The sequence below is a fragment of the Allobosea sp. CRIB-10 genome (assembly GCF_900112185.1).
GTDB lineage: Bacteria > Pseudomonadota > Alphaproteobacteria > Rhizobiales > Beijerinckiaceae > Allobosea.
Genome location: NZ_FOKP01000002.1, coordinates 245,401 through 268,800 on the forward strand (window position 1 = coordinate 245,401; position 23,400 = coordinate 268,800).

General features: G+C 67.8%; 25 protein-coding genes. 12 read left to right on the forward strand and 13 right to left on the reverse strand.

Annotated features, from left to right (window positions below):
- Positions 1-272: 272 nt before the first annotated feature.
- The 3 genes from BMZ69_RS03970 to BMZ69_RS03980 all read right to left on the reverse strand — a co-directional run bounded on the left by BMZ69_RS03970 (position 273) and on the right by BMZ69_RS03980 (position 3,126).
- The gene (locus BMZ69_RS03970) at positions 273-1,517 is read right to left on the reverse strand and encodes an amidase (RefSeq protein ID WP_092155081.1); all 1,245 of its coding nucleotides are present in this window, start codon (positions 1,515-1,517) and stop codon (positions 273-275) included.
- Between the two features lie 131 nt (positions 1,518-1,648).
- Positions 1,649-2,428: an SDR family NAD(P)-dependent oxidoreductase gene (locus tag BMZ69_RS03975; protein ID WP_092155083.1), complete on the reverse strand. Its 780-nt coding sequence runs from the start codon at positions 2,426-2,428 to the stop codon at positions 1,649-1,651.
- Positions 2,428-3,126, reverse strand: coding sequence for a hypothetical protein (locus BMZ69_RS03980; RefSeq protein WP_092155085.1), 699 nt, complete (start codon positions 3,124-3,126; stop codon positions 2,428-2,430). Before BMZ69_RS03980 ends, BMZ69_RS03975 begins: the two co-directional genes overlap by 1 nt.
- 122 nt (positions 3,127-3,248) lie before the next feature.
- Between BMZ69_RS03980 and BMZ69_RS03985 the strand changes: the two genes are divergently transcribed.
- From BMZ69_RS03985 to BMZ69_RS04000, 4 genes are read left to right on the forward strand one after another with little or no spacing between them, the layout of a single operon-like run.
- Positions 3,249-4,097, forward strand: coding sequence for an IclR family transcriptional regulator (locus BMZ69_RS03985; protein WP_092155087.1), 849 nt, complete (start codon positions 3,249-3,251; stop codon positions 4,095-4,097).
- Positions 4,094-4,900, forward strand: coding sequence for an ABC transporter permease (locus BMZ69_RS03990; protein WP_092155090.1), 807 nt, complete (start codon positions 4,094-4,096; stop codon positions 4,898-4,900). Before BMZ69_RS03985 ends, BMZ69_RS03990 begins: the two co-directional genes overlap by 4 nt.
- 55 nt (positions 4,901-4,955) lie before the next feature.
- The gene (locus tag BMZ69_RS03995) at positions 4,956-5,948 is read left to right on the forward strand and encodes an ABC transporter substrate-binding protein (protein ID WP_092155092.1); all 993 of its coding nucleotides are present in this window, start codon (positions 4,956-4,958) and stop codon (positions 5,946-5,948) included.
- Positions 5,945-6,727, forward strand: a complete 783-nt coding sequence (locus BMZ69_RS04000) for an ABC transporter ATP-binding protein (protein WP_244543198.1) — start codon at positions 5,945-5,947, stop codon at positions 6,725-6,727. Before BMZ69_RS03995 ends, BMZ69_RS04000 begins: the two co-directional genes overlap by 4 nt.
- 112 nt (positions 6,728-6,839) lie before the next feature.
- Here the strand turns inward: BMZ69_RS04000 and BMZ69_RS04005 are convergent, their stop codons facing one another.
- Positions 6,840-7,547, reverse strand: coding sequence for a glutathione S-transferase N-terminal domain-containing protein (locus BMZ69_RS04005; protein WP_092155096.1), 708 nt, complete (start codon positions 7,545-7,547; stop codon positions 6,840-6,842).
- A 182-nt stretch (positions 7,548-7,729) separates the two neighbouring features.
- Here BMZ69_RS04005 and BMZ69_RS04010 point away from each other — a divergent pair, with 182 nt between their 5' ends.
- Positions 7,730-8,134, forward strand: a complete 405-nt coding sequence (locus BMZ69_RS04010) for a DUF2306 domain-containing protein (protein ID WP_092155098.1) — start codon at positions 7,730-7,732, stop codon at positions 8,132-8,134.
- A gap of 118 nt (positions 8,135-8,252) precedes the next feature.
- Entirely contained in the window at positions 8,253-9,398 is a 1,146-nt protein-coding gene (locus BMZ69_RS04015; protein ID WP_092155101.1) for an extensin-like domain-containing protein, read from the forward strand.
- Positions 9,399-9,516: 118 nt separating this feature from the next.
- Here the strand turns inward: BMZ69_RS04015 and mepA are convergent, their stop codons facing one another.
- On the reverse strand, positions 9,517-10,458 hold the full coding sequence (gene mepA, locus BMZ69_RS04020) for a penicillin-insensitive murein endopeptidase (RefSeq protein ID WP_092155103.1): 942 nt from the start codon (positions 10,456-10,458) through the stop codon (positions 9,517-9,519).
- 150 nt (positions 10,459-10,608) lie between these two features.
- Between mepA and BMZ69_RS04025 the strand changes: the two genes are divergently transcribed.
- Positions 10,609-11,592 carry a Bug family tripartite tricarboxylate transporter substrate binding protein gene (locus BMZ69_RS04025; RefSeq protein ID WP_092155105.1) on the forward strand — a complete coding sequence of 328 codons (984 nt, stop codon included), beginning with the start codon at positions 10,609-10,611 and terminating at the stop codon, positions 11,590-11,592.
- 94 nt (positions 11,593-11,686) lie between these two features.
- Positions 11,687-11,860 (forward strand): DUF3309 family protein, encoded by a 174-nt coding sequence (locus BMZ69_RS04030; RefSeq protein ID WP_092155107.1) that lies wholly within the window; start codon positions 11,687-11,689, stop codon positions 11,858-11,860.
- A gap of 115 nt (positions 11,861-11,975) precedes the next feature.
- Here BMZ69_RS04030 and BMZ69_RS04035 read toward each other — a convergent pair whose 3' ends face one another.
- From BMZ69_RS04035 to rpsA, 6 genes are all read right to left on the reverse strand, one after another.
- Positions 11,976-12,920 carry a bifunctional Delta(1)-pyrroline-2-carboxylate/Delta(1)-piperideine-2-carboxylate reductase gene (locus BMZ69_RS04035; protein ID WP_092155109.1) on the reverse strand — a complete coding sequence of 315 codons (945 nt, stop codon included), beginning with the start codon at positions 12,918-12,920 and terminating at the stop codon, positions 11,976-11,978.
- A 10-nt stretch (positions 12,921-12,930) separates the two neighbouring features.
- Positions 12,931-13,266 carry a lipopolysaccharide assembly protein LapA domain-containing protein gene (locus BMZ69_RS04040; RefSeq protein ID WP_092155111.1) on the reverse strand — a complete coding sequence of 112 codons (336 nt, stop codon included), beginning with the start codon at positions 13,264-13,266 and terminating at the stop codon, positions 12,931-12,933.
- 18 nt (positions 13,267-13,284) lie between these two features.
- The gene (gene ihfB, locus BMZ69_RS04045; RefSeq protein WP_092155113.1) at positions 13,285-13,569 is read right to left on the reverse strand and encodes an integration host factor subunit beta; all 285 of its coding nucleotides are present in this window, start codon (positions 13,567-13,569) and stop codon (positions 13,285-13,287) included.
- A 28-nt stretch (positions 13,570-13,597) separates the two neighbouring features.
- Positions 13,598-14,566, reverse strand: coding sequence for a signal peptide peptidase SppA (gene sppA, locus BMZ69_RS04050; protein WP_092155115.1), 969 nt, complete (start codon positions 14,564-14,566; stop codon positions 13,598-13,600).
- Positions 14,567-14,654: 88 nt separating this feature from the next.
- Positions 14,655-15,944, reverse strand: coding sequence for an Hsp70 family protein (locus BMZ69_RS04055; protein ID WP_092155117.1), 1,290 nt, complete (start codon positions 15,942-15,944; stop codon positions 14,655-14,657).
- Positions 15,945-16,031: 87 nt separating this feature from the next.
- A complete protein-coding gene (rpsA, locus tag BMZ69_RS04060; RefSeq protein WP_092155119.1) occupies positions 16,032-17,738 on the reverse strand; it encodes a 30S ribosomal protein S1 in 1,707 nt (568 codons plus the stop codon).
- Positions 17,739-18,135: 397 nt separating this feature from the next.
- Between rpsA and BMZ69_RS04065 the strand changes: the two genes are divergently transcribed.
- On the forward strand, positions 18,136-19,143 hold the full coding sequence (locus BMZ69_RS04065; protein ID WP_092155121.1) for an LLM class flavin-dependent oxidoreductase: 1,008 nt from the start codon (positions 18,136-18,138) through the stop codon (positions 19,141-19,143).
- Between the two features lie 12 nt (positions 19,144-19,155).
- Here BMZ69_RS04065 and BMZ69_RS04070 read toward each other — a convergent pair whose 3' ends face one another.
- Positions 19,156-19,644 (reverse strand): MarR family winged helix-turn-helix transcriptional regulator, encoded by a 489-nt coding sequence (locus tag BMZ69_RS04070; RefSeq protein WP_244543199.1) that lies wholly within the window; start codon positions 19,642-19,644, stop codon positions 19,156-19,158.
- 134 nt (positions 19,645-19,778) lie between these two features.
- Between BMZ69_RS04070 and BMZ69_RS04075 the strand changes: the two genes are divergently transcribed.
- Genes BMZ69_RS04075 through maiA form a run of 3 tightly spaced genes read left to right on the forward strand, consistent with a single transcriptional unit; the run spans position 19,779 to position 22,393 of the window.
- Positions 19,779-20,012, forward strand: coding sequence for a hypothetical protein (locus tag BMZ69_RS04075; RefSeq protein WP_092155125.1), 234 nt, complete (start codon positions 19,779-19,781; stop codon positions 20,010-20,012).
- The gene (locus BMZ69_RS04080; RefSeq protein WP_092155127.1) at positions 20,009-21,721 is read left to right on the forward strand and encodes a cytochrome c biogenesis protein DipZ; all 1,713 of its coding nucleotides are present in this window, start codon (positions 20,009-20,011) and stop codon (positions 21,719-21,721) included. Before BMZ69_RS04075 ends, BMZ69_RS04080 begins: the two co-directional genes overlap by 4 nt.
- A 36-nt stretch (positions 21,722-21,757) precedes the next feature.
- Complete coding sequence (maiA, locus tag BMZ69_RS04085) at positions 21,758-22,393, forward strand: maleylacetoacetate isomerase (protein ID WP_092155129.1); 636 nt, start codon at positions 21,758-21,760, stop codon at positions 22,391-22,393.
- A 6-nt stretch (positions 22,394-22,399) separates the two neighbouring features.
- On the opposite strand, the gene BMZ69_RS04090 is transcribed toward maiA, so the two are convergent.
- Positions 22,400-23,392, reverse strand: a complete 993-nt coding sequence (locus BMZ69_RS04090) for a helix-turn-helix transcriptional regulator (RefSeq protein ID WP_175506657.1) — start codon at positions 23,390-23,392, stop codon at positions 22,400-22,402.
- Positions 23,393-23,400 lie beyond the last annotated feature (8 nt).

A 23,400-nucleotide genomic window follows, 5' to 3' on the forward strand; every position in this document is an offset into this window, starting at 1 on the left:
CTGTGTCATTGACCTGACATGGAAGCTAGCAGAAACCACGGCCGCCGCAAGTGGCTGCAGCGCCGCAGCCGGCGCCGCAGCAGAGAAGCGTTCTTAATCAGTGGTTAAAACATTGAACTGCTTTGTGGATAGTCCCGAATAAGACCTTCCTTTCGGAAGCTTTTAGTATTTCCAAGTGCAGCATAAATCCTTGCGGTCACAATCGCGCCGAAGTTGTTGCAGCGCAATATTGTCCCATGCGGAACGAGCGCCCAGATCTCGCCGAGAAATCGTCATGCCGGCAGCAGGATCAGGCGCTCGAGCGCGCGCGCCACGGCGACGACACGGGCATCATCGCCGAAGCGGCCGACGAGCTGGAAGGAGACCGGCAGGCCGCGCGGGCCGCGCATCAATGGCACGGTCAGGCAGGGCGTGCCGAGCAGGGTCCAGAGCCGGTTGAACTTGGAATCGCCGGTCGAGGCGAGGGTCTCGGGCGCTTCGCCCGGTGCAGCATAGGTCAGGACCAAATCGACCTCGCCGAACCAACGCTCGGCCGCATGCCGGCCGCGTCGAGCGGCGGCGCGCGCCGCGTCATATTCTTCAGGCGTGGTGGCTCGGGCTTCGTCGAGATAAGCGCGCAGCTTCGGCGGCAGGTCTTCCCGGTGCGTGGCGTATTCCCAGGCGAGCGCCTGCGTCGCCTCCCAGTTCTGGAGCGGGCCATGGGCATGGAAGGTGGCTGCGAGCTCTGTCGGTGTCGCAATGTCGAGGACGGTCGCACCGCCCTTGCGGGCGAAGTCGGCGATGCGCTGCAAGGCGCCCTCACAGGACGGCTCGGGCCTGTCGGTGAACTCCTGCCGGCAGAGGCCGAGCCTCAGCCCGTCCAATGACGCCTCCGGCGCATCGAGATCGGGCCGGCCGGTCAGCGCCGCCAGGGCGAAGCCGAGATCGCCGGCGCTGGCCGCCATCAGGCCGAGCGTATCGAGCGACCAGGAAAAGGGCTTCACCCCGACGCTCGGCAGCAGCCCGTAGGACGGCTTGATCGCCGCCACGCCGCAATAGGCGGCCGGACGGATCACCGAGCCGCCGGTCTGGGTGCCGATGGCGAGCGGGACGAGACTGGCCGCCACAGCCGCGGCCGAACCGGCCGAAGAGCCGCCGGGACTGGCCGAAGGATCGTGCGGATTGCGGGTGGGAGCCGGGTCGAGAAAGGCGAAGGCGGTGGTCTGGGTCTTGCCGGCGACGGTCGCGCCGGCCGCCTTCAGCGCCATCACGATCGGTGCATCGGCCTTGGGCTGATGGCCGTCATAGATCGAAGAGCCCATGCCTGTCGGCAGGTCGGCGGTGTCGATGATGTCCTTGACGCCGACGGCTATGCCGGACAACGGCCCTTCGCCAACCGACAGGCTCTCGGGCCGGGCGGCGAAAGCCCGTAGGTCGCCGTCGCGCTCATCGATTCGGCGCTCGCTGTCGGCGAGAGCAGCCTGGGCGGAAACCTCGCCATTGGCGACGCGGCGAGCGATATCGCGAACCGAAAGCATGAAACTGTTCCTGGAATTTACGCGGCCGGACCACCGTTGCGCCATGCTGGCACAAGCCCGGCGCCGGAAGGAAGCCGGGAACGAGACCTTGCAGGCTTGATATGCAGCTGGCGCGTCGCGGATCGCGCGGCTCAGTAGGTCGCGCGGCCACCCGAAAGGTCGAATATGCCGCCGGTGGAGAAGGAGCAGTCGTCGCTGGAGAGCCAGAGCACCAGCCGTGCCACCTCCTCCACCTCGACGAAACGCCCCATCGGAATGCGCGACAGGATGTCGGCGCGCCGCTCGGCCGAAATCTCCCTGGCCATGGCGGTCTCCGCGGCAGCAGGCGTCACCGCGGTGACGATGATGCCGTCCTTCGCCGTCTCCTTGGCGACGCTCTTGGTCAGCGCGATCAGTCCCGCCTTCGAGGCGGAATAGGCGGCGGCCATGGCCATGCCCTCCTTGCCCTGGATCGAGGCGATGTTGACGACATGGCCCCGCAGGGAATGGCCGTCCGGCGAGCGCCGCGGTTCCTGGCGCAGCATCCGGCCGACGACGGCGCGCGTGACCAGATAGGCGCCGAACAGGTTGACCTGCAGCACGCGCTGGAAATTCTCCGGCGTCGTCTCCCAGATCGGCCTGACTTCGCCGAGCACGCCGGCATTGTTGATCAGGATGTCGATGCGCCCATGGGCGGAGATCGCGGCATCGGCGGCGGCCTCGACCGCATTGACGTCGCGGATGTCGAGCTGGCGCTGGCTCGCCCGGCGGCCAAGCTCGCTCACCGCCTGCGCCAGGCCGATCGCATCCTGGTCCCAGAGCTCGACGCCAGCGCCGGCCTCGATCAGCGCCCGGGCGATGCCGCGGCCTAGGCCGCCTGCGCCGCCAGTGACGACCGCACGCCGGCCGGAGAGATCATAGCGCGCGCCCATCAGCCGGCGCTCCAGGCGGTCTTGGTCCGGGTGATCTGATGGCGGTAGAGGCCGAGCGAGAACGGCCCCTCGCCGCCAAGAGCCTTGAGCTCTTCGGCGTCGAGCTCCGCCTTGGCCAAGGCGACGAACTCGGCCTCGTCGCCCCACCCTTCGACCAGCAGCACCCAGCGCGGCACGGCATTGGCGACGCCGCGTGCCGCCTGCTCGGCAGTGGCGAGGCCGCTTGCCTGCGCATCCGCGGTGAGCAAATGAACCCCGGCGACGCCACGCGTCGCCAGCAGGTCCGGCACCAGCCCGCGCAGCAGCGCCGCCCTGTGGGCCGAGGCGATGTTGTCGGGCACCTCGTAGCGCAAAGTCGCGATCAACCCGCCCTGGGCCGGCCCGCTGGTGTGGGCGACGCGGCAGATCGCCCGCGCCACCGAGCGAAAATGCTTGACGGCCGAGAACGTCCAGGGCGTCGGCGCATTGACCCTGGCGGCATAGTCCTGCCCCTTCAGCACCTCGAGGCTCTGCGCCTCGTACAGGTTGAAGAATTCGCGGTCGGCATCGATCGCGACATAGCGGCGCCCACGCAGGAAGCCGGGAATGCCGACCCGCTCCGGCATGTGCTCCTCGCCATGCCAGGCATAGAACTCCGCCCTGCCTTCCGGCGCGATGTCGTGCCAGATCGCGACCGCCCCCTCACCCGCCAGGCTCATCGTCCCCTCCACCGGGCTCACGCTGCGGGTCGCGTTGACTCGACCTCGCCCCCTCTCTATACGGAAATGAAATCTAAATTGGAAATAATTTCCAATTATAAACACGACAAGGGCGGGAACGGGTGACGATCGCGGCGGTCGAGCGTGCATTCAAACTGCTGGAGGCGCTGGCCGGCGAGGCCGATGGCGCCGATCTCACCGTGCTCGCAGAGCGGCTCGACCTGCCGGTCAGCGCCACCCACCGGCTGCTTGCAAGCCTCACCGGGCGCGGCTTCGTCACGCAGGACCCGCAATCGGGCGCCTATGGGCTGACGCTGAAGCTGTCGCAGCTCGCCTTCCGCAATCTCGACCTGCGTGGTCTGCCCGATGCCGGCCAGATCGTGCTCGACGCCCTCGCCCGCGCCACCCGCGAATACTGCCGCCTCGCCGTGGCCGAGGGCGAGAGCCTGACCTGGATCGCCCGCGCCCAGGGCGCGACCGCCGGCCTGCGCTACGAGCCTCCAATGGGGATGGGCGTCGTCCTGCACGCCACCGCGACCGGCAAGGCCTGGCTCGCCTCGCTGCCGGAGCAGGAGGCGCTGCGCATCGTCTGCGCCCGCGGCTTCGAAAGCGAAGGGCGCACCGGCCCGAACGTACTCGGCGATGTCGACACCCTTCGCCGGCATCTCAACGAGACCCGCAGCCGCGGCTATGCGCTCTCGGTCGAGGAGGGCGAGATCGGCACCGTCGCCATGGCCACGACCTTCCGCGCCGGACCTGATGCAAGCGCCCCCATCGCTGGCACACTCAGCGTCGCCGGGCCATTGCCACGCATGCACGAGGCGCGCCGGGGCGAGATCGCGACGGCGCTCGCCACAGCCGCGCGGGACATGGCGGCGATCTGGCCGCTCAGGCGGAGGCAGATCGGCACCCTCCCCACCGTTTCGAGCGAGGCGGCTCTAAGCCGGCTGCCGATAGAGACATCGACATGAGCAGCGACACCGCCACCACCGCGACCACGCCACAGGCTCCGGGCAAGGCCGCCGCCTGGGCCTCGGCGATCGCCTGGCCGCTGGCGAGCTTTGCCGTGCTGCTCGTCGCCTGGCAGCTGCTGGTGCCGATGGCCGGCATCCCCGAATATATCCTGCCGGTGCCGAGCGCCTTCTTCGAGCGGCTCTGGATCGATCGCGCCGACATCTTCAAGCACACGCTGGTGACGGCGAACGAGATCGTGCTCGGCTTCCTGATGGCGGCGGTGATCTCGATCCCGCTCGGCTACGTCATCGTCTCGGTGAAGCTGCTGGAGAAGGCGATCTATCCGGTGATCGTCTTCTTCCAGCTCGTGCCGAAGATCGCGATCGCGCCGCTCTTCGTCGTCTGGTTCGGCTTCGGCCTGTTCCCGAAGGTGCTGCTGACCTTTCTGCTCTGCTTCTTCCCGACGCTGGTCGCGAGCATGACGGGTTTCCGCGCGCTGGACGAGCGCGTGCTCTATCTGACCCGCTCGATGGGCGCCTCGGCCTGGCAGACCTTCCGCTATGTCCGGGTGCCGGCGGCGCTGACCTATATCTTCTCCGGCCTCAAGGTCTCGGCCGTGTTCGCCGCGACGGGCGCGATCGTCGGCGAATTCGTCGGCGCCAATGCCGGCCTCGGCTATCTCCTGCTGCGCGGCACGAGCTTCCTCGACATGCCGCTGATCTTCGCCTGCCTGGTGGCGCTGTCGGCCGTCGGCATCCTGTTCAGCTATCTCGTCGACTGGCTCGAAATGCTGCTGATGCCCTGGCAGCGCAAGGGCTGAAGACCAAAGACGCGACCGTCAATCCGGGCAAACCGGAACAACAGGGAGAACGACCATGCTGAGAAGGACATTGCTCACCGCAGCCGCGATACTGGCGCTCGGTACGAGTGGCGCGCTCGCCCAGGCTGGCGGCAAGCCGATGAAGATCACGCTGAACTTCCTCGCCGCCGCGCCCAATGCCGGCTTCATGATGGCCAAGCAGATGGGCCTCTACGAGAAGGCCGGCATCAACCTGACGATCGAGGAGGGCAAGGGCTCGGGCACGACCGCGCAGATGGTCGCCACGGGGCAGACCGATGTCGGCTTCGCCGATGCGCCGGCCGCGATGCAATTGCGGACCAAGGGGGCGCCGGTGAAGATCGTCGCCCCGGTGCTGCAGACCAATGGCTTCGCCATCATCGCGCTGGAGGACAGCGGCATCGCCTCGCCCAAGGACCTCGTCGGCAAGAAGCTCGCGGTCCAGCCCGGCACGGCCCAGACGACGCTGCTCGACGCGATCCTCGCCAGCAACGGCATCGACAAGGGCAAGGTCGACGTCATCAACATCGATCCCGGCGCCTTCGTCGGCGCGCTGCTGGAGAAGAAGGTCGACGCGATCCTCGGTGGCGCAGACTTCCACTCGGTCCAGATCCGCGAGCGCGGCTTCAAGGTCCGCGACATCTTCTATCGCGATGTCGGCGTGCCGACCGTGGGGCTCTCGATCATCGCCCGCGACGACAAGATCAAGGCCGATGCCGAACTCTACAGGAAGTTCATCGAGGCGAGCCTGCAGGGCTGGGACGCTGCCCGCAAGAACCCGGACGCCGCCGCCGACGCGGTCGTCGCGCAATTCCCCTCGGTGAAGAAGGCGCAGGTGCTGGCGCAGTTCGACGTCGTCAACAAGCTGCTCTGCGCACCCGGCGCCGCCGCGCTAGGCAAGGTACCTGAGAAGAACTGGAGCGTGAGCTTCGACCTGCTGACGCAATATCTCGGCCTGCCCAAGGACAAGCCGATCAGCGACTACTACACGACCGAGCTGCTGCCGGCCTCGGCACCGGCCTGCTCGTGAGCGCGACGGCCGCCGGCGCCGCCGCCTCGATCGAGGGGCGCGGCATCGTCAAGAGCTTCGGCGGCTTCACGGCCGTCGACGGTCTGACGCTCGACATCAGGAGCGGCGAGTTCGTCAGCCTGATCGGCCCGTCTGGCTGCGGCAAGAGCACGTTCATGCTGATGGCGGCCGGGCTGATCCCGACCAGCGGCGGCGAGCTTCTGGTCAACGGCAAACCGCTGACCGAGCCGCTGACCGATATCGGAATCGTCTTCCAGGACCACCTGCTGCTGGAATTCCGGACCGCGCTGGAGAACGTGATGCTGCAGGCCGAGATCCGCGGCCTGCCGCTGGCGCCGGCCAAGGAGCGGGCGCTCGAGCTCTTCGCCAAGCTCGGCATCAGCCATGCCGCCGACCGCTATCCCAAGCAGCTCTCCGGCGGTATGCGCCAGCGCGTCTCGATCGCCCGCGCGCTGATCCACAATCCCTCGGTGCTGATGATGGACGAGCCCTTCGGCGCGCTAGACGCGATCACCCGCACGCAGATCCGGCACGATCTCGAAATGCTATGGCTGGAGACGGCCAAGACGGTCGTCTTCATCACCCACTCGATCGAGGAGGCGATCGGCCTCTCCGACCGGGTTCTGGTGATGTCGCCGACGCCGGGCCGGGTCGTCGACGAGATCAGGATCGAATTGCCGCGGCCGCGCCCGGCCCATCTCGGCGACTATCCGAGCTTCAACGCCTATGCCGACCGCATCCATGATGCGTTCCGGCGCTTCGGCGTGATCAAGTACTGACGGCTCGCGGTCGTCATTGCGAGCGCAGCGAAGCAATCCAGAGGAACGTAGAGCTCTGCTACCCTTGGATTGCTTCGTCGCTACGCTCCTCGCAATGACGAGGTAGCGCTCCTCAACCCGGCCGCTTCGGGATCTCAAGCCCGCGCTGCACGGCCGGACGCGCGAGGCCGCGCTCCAGCCATTTCGGCACCAGCTTCAGCTTGTCGTACTCGACCAGCTCGCCAGCGCCATAGAAGCCGACGAGGTTGCGGACCCAGCCGAGGCAGGCGATGTCGGCGATGGTGTATTCGTCGCCCATGATCCAGTCGCGGCCGGCGAGCCTGGTCTCGAGCACGCCGAGCAGGCGCTTGCTCTCATTGGCGTAGCGGTCGCGCGGGCGCTTGTCCTCATATTCGCGGCCGGCGAACTTGTGGAAGAAGCCGAGCTGGCCGAACATCGGGCCGATCGCCGCCATCTGGAAGAAGACCCATTGCAGGGTCTCATAGCGGCGGGCCGGATCGGTGGGCAGGAACTTGCCGGCCTTGTCGGCCAGATAGACCAGGATCGCGCCGGATTCGAACAGTGCGAACGGCTTGCCGCCCGGGCCGTTGGGATCGAGGATCGAGGGGATCTTGCCGTTCGGGTTGAGCGAGAGGAATTCCGGCGTCCAGCTCTCGTTCTTGCCGATGTCGATGGTGTGCGGCTCGTAGGGAATGCCGGTCTCCTCCAGCATGATCGAGACCTTCACGCCGTTGGGCGTCGGCAAGGAATAGAGCTGCAGGCGGTCGGGATGCTGGGCCGGCCAGCGCTGCGTGATTGGAAAGGCAGAGAGATCGGACATCTAGGGGGTATCCTCGGATGGCGGGGCGCCAGCGGCGAAGAGCATGGCGTTGCGGCGTAACTTGGAGTGGCCCCCTCAGCGGCGCAACCAGGCCGAGCTTGCGCAAACGCCAACCGGCTTACGCAGGATTCGCATCTCGACGCTAAGCTCGGCCTCGTTGTCACCCCCGCGAGGACATCGCGATGACGCTCGCCCCGTTGCTCGCCGCGCCGGCCGTCATGCAGCTCCATGCCCTGGCGGCGCTGATCTCGCTGGCGGCGGGCCTCACCGTGCTTGTCCTGCGCAGGGGCACGCCACGCCACCGCCTCATCGGCTGGATCTTCGTGGTCGCGATGATGGTGACGGCGATCAGCTCGGCCTTCATCACCAGCAACGGGCACTACAGCGCGATACACCTGCTGAGCGTCCTGACGATCGTGACCCTGCCCCGTGCCATCATCATGCGCCGACGCGGCAACATCGCCGGCCATCGCGCCGCGATGCTCTGGCTCTTCGCCGGGCTCGCCGTGGCCGGCGCCTTCACGCTGATGCCAGGGCGCATGATGAACAAGGTCGTTTTCGGCCAGGCGACGGCGGCAGTCCATTAACGCCCGCCATGGTGCTTTAACCACCGCTTAACGCCGTCGGCAAAGTTAATCCGCCCGTGGCTTCCGGGACGCAGCCGGTCAACAAACCGTTCACCCAACGCCTCGCATTTGATTGGTCATGCGTCGCGTTCACCTCGCCCTCATCGCGCTCGGCGTCATTGGCGTCGGCATTGCCGGCTGCGGCAAGTTCCAGAAGCCGCAGCGCGCCGCCTGGCGTGACCAGGCCGAAGCCCAGTGCATGGCCTCGCGCCAGGTGCAGCTCTCGGCCTATGTCAGCCTGCGCGAGAAGGCGATCGACGGGCCGGGCACCTGCGGCATGGAGAAACCGCTGCGCGTCGCCGCCTTCGCCAATGGCAGCGTCGCCCTGACCAGCAATGCGACGCTCGCCTGCCCGATCGTCGCGACCACCGACAAGTGGTTCACCGACGTGGTGCAACCGGCGGCGATGAACGTGCTCGGCGCGCAGGTGATCGAGATCCGCGCCGGCTCCTATTCCTGCCGCGCCATGAACAACGGCACCGGCACGAGCCGCACCTCCGAGCACGCCTTCGGCAATGCCGTCGACGTGTTTTCCTTCCGGCTGAACGACAACCGCGTCGTCACCGTCAAGGATGGCTGGCGCGGCGCGCCGGAGGAACAAGCGTTCCTGCGCGAAATCTTTGTCGGCGCCTGCGAGCATTTCTCGACGGTGCTCGGTCCCGGTGCCGATGCCTTCCACTACGACCATTTCCACATCGACCTGGCGCGCCATTCAAAGGGCCGGCGCATTTGCAAGCCGGTGATCAAGTACGAGCCCAACTACAACCTGCCGCCGCCCGATCCGGCGCGGCCGAACAGCATGGCGCTGCAGCAGCATGAGCCGTCGACGCGCCAAGGCCTGCCGCCGCCGATGGTGGCGGGCGCCTCGGGCGGCCTGCTGCGCCAGCCGAGCGGCGGCCTGCGCCCGCCGGGCGCGGTCGACAGCGGCTACTCCGTCGCCCATCGCTCCGGCCAAAGCGGGCTCGACGGCCAGCGGCGCTATCTCGAAGAGGCGCCGCAGGCGAGCCCACGCTACCAGCCGCAGCCGGCGCCGAGCGAGATGCGCGGGCCGCTGCAACTGCCGGGCTCGGTGCCGCCGACCGAAGAGCTGATCGTCGGCGACGACGAGGGCAACGGCATCATCGACGAAGCCCAATCGGCCGATAGCGAGCCGCCGATCAATCCGCGCAACGACCCGTTCGCCTACCGGCCGCAGGGGCAGCAGACTGGATCGTTGCGACGGTAGCACGCGTCATTCTCGGGCGAGTGGAACGCAGACCCGAGAATCTCGTGACGAGGAAGCGCCATCAGGAGCCCTCTCCGGCCTGAGATGCTCGGGTCAAGCCCGAGCATGACGAGTCCCTTCACCGCGACACCAGCACCTGCCGGCACTCGGCCGGAAGTGCGTCGAGAGACATCGGCGGCTTCGGTTTCGGCTTCGGGCCGGGCTTCGGCTTGGGCGGGTTGAAGATCGCCTGATACTGTTTCTCGACCCAGCCATCGAGCTCCGCGCCGCAGCCATCGCCGAAATTAGGCGGCTCCTGGCCCTGGCAGCCCTCCATGCCGGGCGGGCAGCTCATCCTGATGTGGAAATGGTAGTTGTGCCCCCACATCGGCCTAACCTTGCTGAGCCAGCTCCTATCCGAGCCGGCCTCGCGGCAAAGCGCGACCTTGAGCGCCGGATTGACGAAGATGCGCTCGACGCGCGGCTCGCTGGCCGCCGCCCTGATCAGGCGGGTATGGGCCGGCGTCCAGTTCTTCGGGTTGACGTCGCGCCAGTCGGAGCGGGCCATGTTGGTCGCCGCCATGTTCTCGCGGTCGTCACTGTCGAGGCGCTTCCTCGGCATCGGCGTCAGCCAGATGTCGGCGTCGAGACCAATTTGGTGCGAGGCATGCCCGGTCAGCATCGGTCCCCCGCGCACCTGCGAGATGTCGCCGACCAGCAGGCCGGACCAGCCGGTGATTTTCGGCACCTCGCGAGCGAACTGCTCGAGGAAGGAGATCAGCTCGGGATGGCCCCAGTTGCGGTTGCGGGCAACGCGCATGACCTGCCAGTTCTCGCCATCGACGGGCAGCGCCGTCGCACCGGCAAGGCAACCGCGGGCATAGGAGCCGATGGCGCGCGCCTTCATGGCCGCAGGCGTGGTCTTCTGGCCGAACAGGGCACGCGCCGCATCGGGATAGGCGGCGATGTTGGCGGCACGGGCCTTGGCCTCCGCTTCTGCGGTGGACTGAGCGTGCGCAGCGCCGGTGGCGACCAGCAACGGCAGGAGAATCAGCGGGGTGAAGCGGCGAAGCAGCGGCATGGCGGGGAGAATCGCAGGCCGCTCGCCTCGCGGTCAAGCCGCTGCCCGATCAATGGGCTGGACAGGGCGTGCGGGAGCCGGCAGCGTCTGCGCAGCCGAAGAACGGGCGGCAAGCCCTCCGGCCAACGCTTCTGGAGGGGATGACCGACGATGAGCCGCTTTTCTCTCGACCGCCGCACGCTGCTCGGCGGCCTCGGCGCCTCGCTCGCCTTGCCCGCGGCCGGCCATGCACAGGGCGCCTGGCCGCAGGGGCGCACGCCGAAGCTGGTGGTGCCGTTCACGCCCGGCGGCGCCACCGACATCCTCGGCCGCCTCGTCGCCGACAAGGTCGGCCAAGCGCTCGGCGCAACCTTCGTGGTCGAGAACCGCGCCGGCGCCGGCGGCAATATCGGCGTCGAGGCGGTGGCGCGCGCCGAGCCGAACGGCGACACGCTGCTGATCGTCTCGGTCGGCCTCGTCGCCAATCCGGCGCTCTATGCCAAGGTCAACTACGACCCGCTCACCGACTTCACCCCGATCACCATGGTCGCGCTGGTGCCGAACCTGCTCGTCGTCAGCCCGACTCTCAAGGTCAAGGACACCGCCGAGCTGATCGCTTATGGCAAGGCCAATCCGGGCAAGCTGACCTATGCCTCCTCCGGCGTCGGCACCTCGATTCACCTCGCCGGCGAGCTCTTCCAGAAGCTGACCGGGATCAAGATGGTGCATGTGCCCTATCGCGGCTCGGCGCAGGCGATGCAGGACCTGATCGGCGGGCGCGTCGACCTGATGTTCGACAACATCACCGCCGCATTGCCCCAGGTCCGTGCCGGCACGGTGCGCGGCTTCGGCGTCACCACGGCGCAGCGGTCCCCGACCGCCTCCGAATTCGCCCCGATCAACGATCTCGTGCCGGGCTTCGACGTCTCTTCCTGGTTCGCTTTGTTCGCCCCGGCGAAGACGCCGCAGGCGATCATCGACCGGCTCCAGGCCGAGACCAAGGCCGCGATCGCCGACCCCGTGGTGCGCGGCAAGATGGACCAGCTCGCGGCCCAGCCGGTCGGCAACACCCCGGCGGAGCTCGCAGCCTTCGTTCGCGCCGAGCAGACGAAATGGGTCAGCCTGATCCGCGAGGTGGGCATCAAGGCAGAGTGACCTTTCGGGAACCTACCGTTCGCGCCCGACGTTCTCCAAAAGCCCGCCCGCCGATCGGCGAGAACGCGGGCGGACGGAAGAAGGGGCGCGAGCCATGTCCACCCTCCTCATCATCATCCTGCTCATCATCCTGCTCGGTGGCGGCGGGTATTACGGCCATCGCAGCTATGGCGGCGCCGGCCTCGGCGGCGTGGTCGGCCTCGTGCTGGTCATCGTGATCGTGCTGTGGCTGCTCGGAGCGCTCGGCGGCCCGGCCGTCAGGGTCTGAGCCCTCACCGTCATTGCGAGCAAAGCGAAGAAATCCAGATCGTAGAGCGCTGCCGCTCCTTGGATTGCTTCGTCGCCGACGCTCCTCGCGATGACGGCTGCGGCGCTCGCCAGCCTCAGTTCGCGAGCTTCCAGACCAGCATGGCGGCGGCGAGATCCTCGAGCGCGGTGCCGACCGATTTGAACAGGGTCACGTCATCGCGCTCGACCGCGGGATCATATTCACCGCGGCAGAGGCCGGCCAGTGTTCCCGAGACCTGCTCCGCGGTATAGGCGCCCGCCTTGATCGCGACGGCGACGTCGCCGCCCTCATGCAGCGCCGCCTGCGTATCGACGAAGACATGGGCGCGCTGCAGCGCCTCGTCATCGGCCTCGCGCATCGACAGGTTGAAGGCCCCGACCAGGTCGAGATGAGCGGTGCGCTTCAGCCAACGGCCATGGATCAGCGGCTCGCGCGACAGCGTGGCGCAAGAGATCAGATCGGCCTGGCGCGCCTCGGCTTCGAGGTTCTCGGCGACGCGCGCTTCGATGCCGTCGCGCGCCAATTCGGCGACCACCTCGGCCGCTGCCTCCGGGCGGCGCGCCCAGATCGCGATGTCCTCGAAATTGCGGACACTGCGATGCGCCTTGACCAGGAAGGTGGAGAGCGCACCGGCGCCGACCATCAGCATCCGCTTGCAATCCGGGCGCTCCAGCATGCGCGTGGCGAGTGCGGACGCTGCCGCGGTGCGCCACAGCGTCAGGCGCGCGCAATCCAGTGCCGCCAGCGGCGCGCCGCTCGCTCCGTCCATCAGCAGATAGCTGCCCATCACGCTCGGCAGGCTGGCTGTGGCGTTGCCGGGGAACACGGTGACGACCTTGGTGCCGAGGAAGGCGGGCTTTTCTTCCGGCGCGGTCCAGGCCGGCATCAGCAGGAGGGTCGCGGCGGCATCGGGCCGCTCGATCTCGTGGTGATGGCGCACCGGCGTGACGATGTCGCCGCGGAAGGCGTCGGCGAGCGCGTCGGTCAGCACGGGGAAGGTGAGCAGGCCGTCGATCTCGGCGGCGGAGAAGAAGCGCATGGTCGTAGCGTCAGACGCGGTTGGTCAGGGCGGGCAGTGCCGAATCCGGCACGGCGGCACGCAGCGACTGCGCCTCGCTGCGCAGCTTGTCGGCCTCGCGGCGGTTGACCCGCGCGGCCTTGCGATGCTTGCCCTGAGCCAGCCAGGAGGCGAAGCCGCCGATCAGGATGCCGAGCGCGATAGCTGCGAGGATCACGGCGAAGAGCGGCAGGTCGAGCGCGAGCGCCGGCGCATCGCGGCTGATCGGATCGAGCGAGACCCGGACCGGAGCGCGGTTCGCCACCGAGAACAGCACCACGATCAGCGCGACCGGGACGAGCACCAGCGCCTTGAAGAAAGCCTTCATCCCGCTCCTCCGGCCTGCTCAGGCCTTGCCGTTCAGCCGCATGCGCAGCTCCTTGCCAGTCTTGAAGACCGGCACGAACTTCTGCTCGACCTTGACGGAATCGCCGGTGCGCGGATTGCGGCCGACGCGGGCAGCGCGCTCCTTGGTCGAGAAGGCGCCGAAGCCGCGCAATTCGACACGATCGCCGCGCGCCAGCGCCTTGACGACTTCATCGAGGATCGAGCCAACGATGTTCTCGATATCCCGCTGATAGAGATGGGTGTTGCGCTCGGCGATGCGCTGGACGAGTTCTGATTTTATCATGGGTCCAATATAACCGCTTGTAACATCGTCACTTTTCGACGGCAGGCTGCCAGAGCGCCAAGGGCGCGTCAAGCCGCAGCCCGACCGGGACTTCGGCGGCGCGCGCGAGCAGCGCCGCGAGCGGCTCCAGGCCGGCGGCGCGCGCCATCGCCTCGCCCGCGCTCCACAGGCCGTAGGACGAGGATTCGCTACGGCGGCGCCAGTCGCGCACCGGCAGATCCTTGCCGACGCCCTTCTCGCGCTCGAGCCAGGCGATCGCCTCCGGCTCGCCGCCGACCTCGTCGATGAGCTTGAGCGTGACGGCCTGGCGGCCTGAATGGACGCGCCCGTCGGCGACCTTGGCGACCTCGGGATCGGCGAGCTTGCGGCGCTCGCCGACCAGGCGCTTGAACCAGTCGTAATTGTCGGCGATGACGCGCGCCGTCTCGGCGGCAGCTTCAGGCGAGGTCGGCTCCAGACCACTCGGGGCAGCCTTGAGCGGGCTGGAGCGGGTGATCTCGAACTTGACGCCGATCGTGTCGAGCAGCCTGGAGACATTGGGGATCTGGGCGATCACGCCGATCGAGCCGACCGGCGAGGTCTGACGCGCGACGATGCGCTCGCTGCCGAGCGCGACGATGTAGCCGCCGGACGCTGCGACCCCGTCGACCACCGCGACGACCGGCTTCTTCGCGGCCAGCCGGCGGACTGCGTCGTACAGGGCTTCCGAGCCGGTCACCGTTCCGCCGGGGCTGTCGATGCTGAGCAGCACGGCGCTGGCGCGGCTGTTCTCCAGCGACTTGATCAGCTCGAGCGTGCGGCGATCGCCGGAGATGAAGCCGGAAATGGTGACGCGGGCGATATGGGCCTGGGCCGTGCTGCCCGGCAGGCGCCCGCTCCAGGCCAGGGCCCCGGCGACGAGCATCACGACGACACCTCCGAGCGCGAGCAGCCGCCAGAGCGACAGCTTGCGCCGCAGGCTGCGACGATCGGCGAGCAGATCGGCATCGGACGACATGTCGGCAGCTCCGTTGGGCGGGGCCCTGTCATGTAGCTCCGCCGGGCCGGAGGGGCAAGGCGGCAATGGGCGCGACAGGATGCCCGACTCAGGCCGCCGCCAGCGCCCGCTGCCGGTCGAGCGCGAGCAAGGCAAGCCCGCTCGCCACCGAACGGAAGGCGTCGCCGATATGGATGCGCTGCGGACTGAAACGGCGGTCGAACAAGGCGCGCACCGCCGGCACATAGGAGGTGCCGCCGGTCATGAACACCGCCTCGATCTTGTCGCCGGCGATGCCGGCCGCAGCCAGCGCCTCGTCGAGCGCGCCCTCGATCGCGGCGACGTCGTCGGCGATCCAGCGCTCGAACAGGGCCCGCGTCACGCTGCGGTCGATGCGCACGCCCATCTGGTCGAAGCTGAGCTGCGCCTTATCCTGCGATGAGAGCGCGATCTTGGTCGCCGAGACGGCGCGGTAGAGTTCGTAGCCGAGATCGTATTCGATCACCGTCATCAGGTCCTCGAGCCGCTCGGGCTCGACCGCGTCGCGGATCAGCGCCTTGAGCTCGGTCATGGTCTCCCTGCTCTTCATCAGCGAGAGCCGGTGCCATTGCGCGAAGGCGGCATGGTAATGCGCCGGGATCGGCAGGCGCTTGCCGAAGGAGAGATAGTCCGAGCCCTTGCCGAGCAGCGGCGAGACCGCATGCTCGATGATACGGTAGTCGAAGGTGTCGCCGGCGACACCGACACCGGCATGCGAGAGCGGAACCGCCTGCAAGGTCCCGTTCACGCCGGGCTCGAAGCGCATCACCGAGAAGTCGCTGGTGCCGCCACCGAAATCGGCGACCAGCATGGTCTGCGGCGTCTTGAGTTCGCGGGCATACCAGTAGGCGGCGCCGAGCGGCTCATAGGCGAAGTCGACCTTGCTCATGCCGGCCTTGCCATAGGCGGCCGAGAGGCGCGAGAGCGCCAGCGCCTCGTCCGGCCGATCGCCGGCGAAGACGACGGGGCGGCCGGAGAGGACGGCGCGCTCACCGAGATCGTCGAGCCCGGCTGAGAGGTCGCTCAGGAAGACCGCGATCAGGTCCTCCAGCCGGAAGAGCTTGCCGAACAGGCGCGTCTCCTGGAAGGCACGGCTCGACAGATGCGTCTTCAGCGATTGCAGGAAGCGGTGCTCGGTGGTCATGCCGAGCGCCATGTCGAGCGCGTCGGGACCACTGACATGGGTGACATGGGCGTGGGGCGGCCGCCCCTCTCGCCAGAACATCAGCGCCGAGCGGTAGGCATCGACCGCGCCCTGCCTGGTGGTGAAGCTGCGGGTCGTCACCGAGCCGTCGGGACGAGCGAGCGCGACCACGCTGTTGGTGGTGCCGAAATCGATCCCGATCGCTGCGTCCTGCATCTTCGCTTCCTTCGCCGAAACAAAAGCCCGCGCGGATTTCTCCGCGCGGGCCGATGGTTGCTCAGGCCGCCTTGCGCGGCCCGAGGATCACTTCTTGTCGGTCGTCGCCTTCTTGAGGGCGGCGCCCAGGATGTCGCCGAGCGAAGCACCCGAGTCGGCCGAGCCGTACTGGGCCATCGCCTCGCGCTCCTCGGCCACTTCCAGGGCCTTGATCGAGACCTGGATCTTGCGGGCCTTCTTGTCGAAGAGGATGACGCGGGCGTCGACCTTCTCGCCGGCCGCGAAGCGCTCGGGGCGCTGCTCGGCACGATCACGCGCGATTTCGGCGCGCTTGATGAAGGTGGTCATGTCCGTGCCGGCGATCTTGACGTCGAGACCGCCTTCCTTGACGTCGATGACCTCGCAGGTCACGACCTGGCCCTTCTTGAACTCGCCGGCATCCACGAAGGGATCGCCACCGAGTTGCTTCAGGCCGAGCGAGATGCGCTCCTTCTCGACGTCGACATCGAGGACGACCGCCTGGAGCATGTCGCCCTTCTTGTACTCCTCGATCACCTGCTCGCCCGGACGGTTCCAGTCCAGGTCCGAGAGATGGATCATGCCGTCGATGTCGCCCTCGAGGCCGAGGAACAGACCGAACTCGGTCTTGTTCTTGACTTCGCCCTCGACGACCGAACCAGCCGGATGCTGCTCGGCGAAGACTTCCCACGGGTTGCGCAGGGTCTGCTTGAGGCCGAGCGAGATGCGGCGCTTGACCTGATCGACCTCGAGGATCGCGACGTCGACTTCCTGCGAGGTCGAGACGATCTTGCCGGGGTGTACGTTCTTCTTGGTCCAGGACATCTCGGAGACGTGGATCAGGCCTTCGATGCCCGGCTCCACTTCGACGAACGCGCCGTAGTCCGTGATGTTGGTGACGCGGCCCTTCAGGCGCGTACCGACCGGGTAGCGGGCGGCGATGCCATCCCACGGATCGGCCAGCAGCTGCTTGATGCCCAGCGAGATGCGGTGCGTCTCCTGGTTGATCTTGATGATCTTGACCTTGACCGTCTGGCCGATGGTCACGACCTCGGACGGATGGTTGACGCGGCGCCAGGCCATGTCGGTCACGTGCAGCAGGCCGTCAATGCCGCCGAGATCGACGAACGCGCCGTACTCGGTGATGTTCTTGACGACGCCGTCGATGACCTGGCCCTCTTCGAGCGAGGCGACCAGCTCGGAACGAGCCTCGGCGCGGGTCTCTTCGAGCACGGTGCGGCGCGAGACGACGATGTTGCCGCGGCGACGATCCATCTTGAGGATCTCGAAGGGCTGCGGCTGGCCCATCAGCGGGCCGACGTCGCGGATCGGGCGGATGTCCACCTGCGAACGCGGCAGGAAGGCGACAGCGCCGTCGAGATCGACAGTGTAGCCACCCTTGACCGTGTTGAAGATGTTGCCCATGACCTTCTCGCGGGCCTCGAACGCCTTCTCGAGCTTGACCCAGCTCTCTTCGCGGCGAGCCTTGTCGCGCGAGATGACGGCTTCGCCGAGCGCGTTCTCGATCCGGTCGAGATAGACCTCGACCTCGTCGCCGACCTTGAGCTCCTCGTCCCGGCCCGGGCCGGTGAATTCCTTGAGGGCGACGCGACCTTCGGTCTTCAGACCGACGTCGATGATCGCCATGTCCTTCTCAATGGCAACGACCTTGCCCTTGATGACGGTCCCTTCGAGGGCCTCGTTCCGGGTGAACGATTCCTCGAGCAGGGCGGCGAAATCCTCGCGACCCGCGCTATAGCTTTCGACAGCTGACATATGTGCTCCTGAACGCCGGCCGCGTATCCCGCGGATGTCCGGCATGGCGCCGATTGGGTTGGTGCTGCACACCGGATCGATCCGCACGGTGCTCCACTCGTGGAGCGAGCCATCCCTTAAGGACGGCGGCGCCTGGCCGCAGGGGCCGATCCGCATCCGGCCGGCCATTTTCCAAACACGAAACGGGAGCCGGCCATGTCGGCCGCCCCCCGGCTGTGATCGATCACGGCCCTTCGGACGAGGCTGACCTAGCGATTTTCGCGTCGTTCCGCAAGCGGATTGCGGCGCGAAATGCCGGTCGCGCATGCGTGGAGCGGCCTTGCGAGCCGCTGAAGGGGTGCCGATCTTTCGCGGCGAAGCCCGGCGCCAAGCCGGAGCGATGCAAGGGAAAAGCCTGATGTTCCCGCTTTCCATCCTCGACCTCGCCTTCATCGCCGAAGGCGCGACCGCTGCAGACGCCCTCCACAACAGCCGCGACCTCGCCCGCCATGCCGAAAGGCTCGGCTACACCCGCTTCTGGCTGGCCGAGCACCACAACATGACCGGCATCGCCAGCGCCGCGACCGCGGTCGCGATCGGCTATGTCGCCGAAGGCACCAAGACGATCCGCGTCGGCGCCGGCGGGATCATGCTGCCGAACCATTCGCCGATCGTGATCGCCGAGCAGTTCGGCACGCTGGAGACGCTCTATCCCGGCCGCATCGACCTCGGGCTCGGCCGTGCGCCCGGCACTGACCAGCGCACCTGGCGGGCGCTGCGGCGCGACGCCGACGCGTCCGAACGCTTCCCGCAGGACGTGCTCGAATTGCAGGCACTGCTTGGACCGTTGCAGCCGGACCAGGTGATCCAGGCGGTGCCGGGCACCAACACCAATGTCCCGCTCTGGATACTCGGCTCCAGCCTGTTCGGCTCGCAGCTCGCCGCCGTGCTCGGCCTGCCCTATGCCTTCGCCTCGCATTTCTCGCCGGACGCGTTGATGGATGCGCTCGCCGTCTATCGCGAGCGCTTCCAGCCCTCGACCCAGCTCGAAAAGCCCTATGCCATGGTCGGCTGCAACGTCATCGCGGCCGAGACCGACGCCGAGGCGCGGTATCTCTTCACCTCGGTACAGCAGCGCTTCGCCGACATGCTGCGCGGCCGGCGCGGCCTGCTGCCGAGGCCGATCGACGACATCGAGGATTACTGGTCCGGCCCGGAGAAGGCGCAGGCGCAGCGCATGCTGGCCTGCTCCTTCGTCGGCTCGCGCGAGAGCGTGCGTTCGCAATTGCAGGCCTTCATCGAGAAAACCAAGGCGGACGAACTCATCGTCGCCTCGGCGATCTTCGACCATGCGGCGCGCAAGCGCTCCTACGAGATCCTGGCCGAGATCCAGCCGGCGCTGGGCTTGGCGGCGGTCGCGGCCTGACCGAGCCGCCGCTCAGGAGCGGCGTTCATGTTCGGCTGCGTTGAGATTTCCCCGTAGCCGAACCATGGCCTCGCGCAGATGGCGCTGCTCCTCGGGAGCGAGGCCCGTCGCGCGCTGCATGCTGACCCTGACCGCTCTGCCCCGCTCGCGCAATGCGCGACCCTGCGGTGTCAGGTTGATGCGGACCTGGCGCTCGTCCTGCGGGTCACGCTGGCGCGTCACCACGCCCATCGCCTCCAGCCGCTTCAGCAACGGCGTCAGCGTACTGGAATCGAGGAAAAGCTTTTCGCCGAGCTGGCCGACGGTCTGGTCGGCCTCCTCATAGAGAGCGACCAGGGCGATATATTGCGGATAGGTCAGCCCGAGCTCGTCGAGCAGCGGCTTGTAGACGCGGTTGAAGGCGAGATTGGTCGAATAGACCGCAAAGCAGAGGAACTCGTCGAGGCCCGGCAGCCTGTCGGCCCCGCTTTGCTGACCGGCCTGTCCTGTCTCATCCGCCAATGTGCATCTCCCGGCAAAGGATCGCTCACAGATATTTGATGCGCGATTTATTTTCAAGCGATTGAGTGGCATGCCCTGATCAGTTACCTATCTAGCGATTAAATCGCTCGATAAATAAATCATCAGAGCATGGTATGACCCGCATCGTTCCCCTCACCGCCACGGCGCCCGCCCAGCCGAAATCGGCCACCGCCCTGCGCCGCCTGCTGGCCGCCGCGATGCTGGCGGCAACCGCGATCTTCGCGATAACCTGCAGCGCCTTCACCGGCCCGCGCAGCTACGGCGTCAGCCCGATCACGACCTCGAATGCCCGCCGCGGCGCGGCGCTGTTCGCTCCTGATGCTCCTCCCGAGGAGATGACCCGATGAATTTTGTCCTCGCCTATCTCGCCGGCGCCCTGACCATCGCCAGCCCCTGCATCCTGCCGGTGTTGCCCTTCGTGCTGACACGGGCCGGCCAACCTTTCCGCAGCGGCACCTTGCCGATGCTGCTCGGCATGGCCTTGGCGTTCGCGGGGGTCGCGAGCCTCGCCGCCGTTGCCGGCAGCTGGGCGATCGCGCTCAACAGCCATGGCCGCACCGTTGCTCTCGGCCTTGTCGCCCTGTTCGGGCTCGCTCTGCTGTTCCCGGCGCTGGCCGCACGCCTCGCCGCCCCGCTGACCGCACTCGGCGAAAGGCTGGCGCGTGTTGCGGGCACCGAAGGCCGCACCGATCTGCGGCCGGCCTCCTCCGCTTTGCTCGGCGTCGCCACAGGCCTCCTCTGGACGCCCTGCGCCGGTCCTGTGCTCGGCCTGATCCTGGCCGGTGCCGCTCTCGGCGGACCGAGCCTTTCCACCGCGCTCCTGCTCTTCGCCTATGCCGCCGGTGCGGCCACGGCGCTGGCCGCCGTGCTGCTGCTCGGCAACCGGCTGCTGGCCTGGGCACGGCGGCCCGCCGCCTCGGTCGGGCCGCTGCGCCGCGGCCTCGGTGTCGCGGTGATCGCGAGCACCGTCGCGATCGCCTTCGGCTTCGACAGCAGCCTCCTCACCCGCCTCTCGGCGCCGACCACCGCCGCCATCGAGCAACGCCTCCTTGATATTGCCATGCCAGCCGCTCCCAGCCTCGTCACGACCGCGCAGGCGCAGCCGGTCGCCAAGCCGCTGTTCGGCGCCAGGCAATGGCTCGACCGCGAGCCGATCACCGCCGAGAGCGTGCGCGGCAAGGTCGTGCTGGTGAATTTCTGGACCTATTCCTGCATCAACTGCCTGCGTTCGCTGCCCTATGTCCGGGCCTGGGCCGAAAAGTACCGGGATCAAGGCCTCGTCGTGATCGGCGTGCATACGCCGGAATTCGCCTTCGAGAAGGATCCGAACAATGTGCGCAAGGCCGTCGCCGCGCTCGGCGTGAGCTATCCGGTCGTGATCGACAACGACTATGCGGTCTGGCGCGCTTTCAGCAATCAGTCCTGGCCGGCACGCTATTTCATCGATGCGCAGGGCCGCACCCGCCACCGCGAGTTCGGCGAAGGCGACTACGCCGCCTCCGAAAAGGTGATCCAGTCGCTGCTCGCCGAAGCCGGCGGCATAGTCGAGCCCGGCGTCGCCAAGGTCTCGGCCGAGGGCGCTCAGGGGGCGCCGGACTTCGCCAATCTGCGCTCGCCCGAGACCTATCTCGGCCATGCCCGCAGCCACGGCTTCTCCTCACCGGGCGGCATCAGGGCCGACGCGCCAGCGACCTACGAGGCGGCCATCTCGCCGCGCCTCAACCAATGGAGCCTGTCAGGCAATTGGACCGTCTCCGGCGAGTTCGCCGCGTCTCAGCAGGCTGGCGGGCGGATCAATCATCGCTTCCATGCCCGCGACCTGCATCTGGTGATGGGCCGCCTGCCCGGCACCCCGCCGGTGCGCTTCCGCGTCACCATCGACGGCGCCGCGCCCGGCAGCGCCCATGGCGCCGACATCGACGCCGACGGCTACGGCACGATCAGCGACGAGCGACTCTATCAGCTGGTGCGCCAGGACGGGCCGGTGAAGACTCGCGACTTCAGCATCGAGTTCCTCGATCCCGGCGCCCGCGCCTACGCGTTCACCTTCGGCTGACGCAGCCGCCGATCCAGACAAGAACAGGAGGAAACCATAAAGCTCTATCTCAACGAAGTCTCGTCGGCGACCGCGCGGGTGCGCATCGCGCTTGCCTTGAAGGGGCTCAAGGTCGAGGAGGAGCGCATCACCATTTTTGGCGACGACGCGACCAGCCGCGGTGCAGAGTTCCGGGCACTCAATCCGCAGGGGCTGGTGCCGGCGCTGCTCACCGAGAGCGGAGTGCTGCTTACCCAGTCGTTAGCGATCGTCGAGTATCTCGACGAGATCGCCCCGGAGCCGCCGCTGCTGCCGGAGGCACACGAGGACCGGGCCTTCGCCCGCTCGGTTGCGCTCGCCATCGCCGCCGAGATCCACGCCTTGCTGCCGCCGCGGATTGGGAACCGCCTGCGTAGCCTTCCCGGCATCGGCGCGGAAGAGGTCGCGAGCTGGAACCGGCACTGGGTGACGGAAGGTCTGAACGCCGTCGAGACGCTGATCGCGCGCCGCCGCACCGGCCGCTTCGTCGTCGGCGACCGGCCGTCCATCGCCGATATCGTGCTGTTCCCGCAGACGGTCGGAGCCGCTCGCCTCGGGCTCGACCTCACGCAATGGCCCAACATCGCCGAGATCGCCGGCCATTGCCGCGCGCTTCCCGCCTTCGCCGAGAATGCGCCGGTCTCGCCGAAGTAGCGGGCGTCAGCCGGCCCTGACCTGCGAGGGCGAGCGGCCGAAGCGCTTGCGGAAGCTGCGGTTGAAATAGGACAGGTCGCCGAAGCCGACCTCGAAGGCGACGCCGCTGATCGAAATGGCGTCGTCTTCGGCCGACATCAGCTTGAGCCAGGCGCGCTCGAGCCGGCGCTCCAGCACATAATCGGAGAAGGTGCGCCCCTCGGCGCCGAAGGCCTTCTGGATGGCGCGCGGAGTCACGCCATAGAGCCCAGCGATCAGGTCGATCGAGAGTTCGCGCCGCTCCAGCCTGGTCTCGATGTCGGCCTTGATCGCGGCGAGCCGGCCACCGCGGCGCGGCGTCGCTGTCACCGGCGGTGCACTGCGGTCGGCCAGCATCACGCCGATCAGGTCGTGGACATGGCCGATGGCGAGGTCGCGCAGCGGCGCCGAATTAAGCGGGAACAGGCCGCGCAGCAGCAACGCCCCATAATGCGCCAGCACCTGCAGGCCGCGATTGCCGCGCGGGATCGCCTGCATCAGCTCATCGGGGGTGAGTTGCGCCAGGGCCGGCAGGCGCGCCGGATCGAGTGCGATCAGGTCGATCCGGCCGAGCTCGACCAAAGTGAAGCGCGTCTCCTGCGCGAGATCGACGACAGCGGCATCACGAGCCCGCAGCGAGATGCGGCGCCCCGCCTGTTCGATCACGCAACGGCCATCGGAGGGGCGGACGAGAATATAGCGCGGCTCCTGCCCACTCTGGCGCGCCGGCCAGATCCAGGGCGTCGCCGGGGAAAAGCAGGACATCAGCCCGATATCGGGCCGCGTCGTCAGCATGCTGCGGGCGGCAAACGGCAAGGCAGCCTCGGCGTGGATGTCATTGCCATCAGGCACATGACCGAAAACCTTGTGCGCCATCGCCTGGACTTCATCGGGCGCAGCTTCGCCCGAAACCAACCAGAACGGCGCGAAGGTCTCGCCCTCGGCTGCCTTGGCGGCCGCGGACCGTTGCAGCGCGGCCACAGCCACCT

Bases quoted from the DNA above. Each gene is read 5' to 3' on its own strand.
- BMZ69_RS04080 (WP_092155127.1), top strand. From the start codon at position 20,009: ATGAATTTTGTCCTCGCCTATCTCGCCGGCGCCCTGACCATCGCCAGC.
- BMZ69_RS04025 (WP_092155105.1), top strand. From the start codon at position 10,609: ATGAGCCGCTTTTCTCTCGACCGCCGCACGCTGCTCGGCGGCCTCGGC.
- BMZ69_RS04040 (WP_092155111.1), bottom strand. From the start codon at position 13,266: ATGAAGGCTTTCTTCAAGGCGCTGGTGCTCGTCCCGGTCGCGCTGATC.
- BMZ69_RS03990 (WP_092155090.1), top strand. From the start codon at position 4,094: ATGAGCAGCGACACCGCCACCACCGCGACCACGCCACAGGCTCCGGGC.
- BMZ69_RS04005 (WP_092155096.1), bottom strand. From the start codon at position 7,547: ATGTCCGATCTCTCTGCCTTTCCAATCACGCAGCGCTGGCCGGCCCAG.
- sppA (WP_092155115.1), bottom strand. From the start codon at position 14,566: ATGTCGTCCGATGCCGATCTGCTCGCCGATCGTCGCAGCCTGCGGCGC.
- BMZ69_RS03980 (WP_092155085.1), bottom strand. From the start codon at position 3,126: ATGAGCCTGGCGGGTGAGGGGGCGGTCGCGATCTGGCACGACATCGCG.
- BMZ69_RS04075 (WP_092155125.1), top strand. From the start codon at position 19,779: ATGACCCGCATCGTTCCCCTCACCGCCACGGCGCCCGCCCAGCCGAAA.
- BMZ69_RS03970 (WP_092155081.1), bottom strand. From the start codon at position 1,517: ATGCTTTCGGTTCGCGATATCGCTCGCCGCGTCGCCAATGGCGAGGTT.
- BMZ69_RS04015 (WP_092155101.1), top strand. From the start codon at position 8,253: ATGCGTCGCGTTCACCTCGCCCTCATCGCGCTCGGCGTCATTGGCGTC.
- BMZ69_RS04030 (WP_092155107.1), top strand. From the start codon at position 11,687: ATGTCCACCCTCCTCATCATCATCCTGCTCATCATCCTGCTCGGTGGC.
- BMZ69_RS04035 (WP_092155109.1), bottom strand. From the start codon at position 12,920: ATGCGCTTCTTCTCCGCCGCCGAGATCGACGGCCTGCTCACCTTCCCC.
- BMZ69_RS04010 (WP_092155098.1), top strand. From the start codon at position 7,730: ATGACGCTCGCCCCGTTGCTCGCCGCGCCGGCCGTCATGCAGCTCCAT.
- mepA (WP_092155103.1), bottom strand. From the start codon at position 10,458: ATGCCGCTGCTTCGCCGCTTCACCCCGCTGATTCTCCTGCCGTTGCTG.
- BMZ69_RS04065 (WP_092155121.1), top strand. From the start codon at position 18,136: ATGTTCCCGCTTTCCATCCTCGACCTCGCCTTCATCGCCGAAGGCGCG.
- BMZ69_RS03975 (WP_092155083.1), bottom strand. From the start codon at position 2,428: ATGGGCGCGCGCTATGATCTCTCCGGCCGGCGTGCGGTCGTCACTGGC.
- ihfB (WP_092155113.1), bottom strand. From the start codon at position 13,569: ATGATAAAATCAGAACTCGTCCAGCGCATCGCCGAGCGCAACACCCAT.
- BMZ69_RS03995 (WP_092155092.1), top strand. From the start codon at position 4,956: ATGCTGAGAAGGACATTGCTCACCGCAGCCGCGATACTGGCGCTCGGT.
- BMZ69_RS04055 (WP_092155117.1), bottom strand. From the start codon at position 15,944: ATGCAGGACGCAGCGATCGGGATCGATTTCGGCACCACCAACAGCGTG.
- rpsA (WP_092155119.1), bottom strand. From the start codon at position 17,738: ATGTCAGCTGTCGAAAGCTATAGCGCGGGTCGCGAGGATTTCGCCGCC.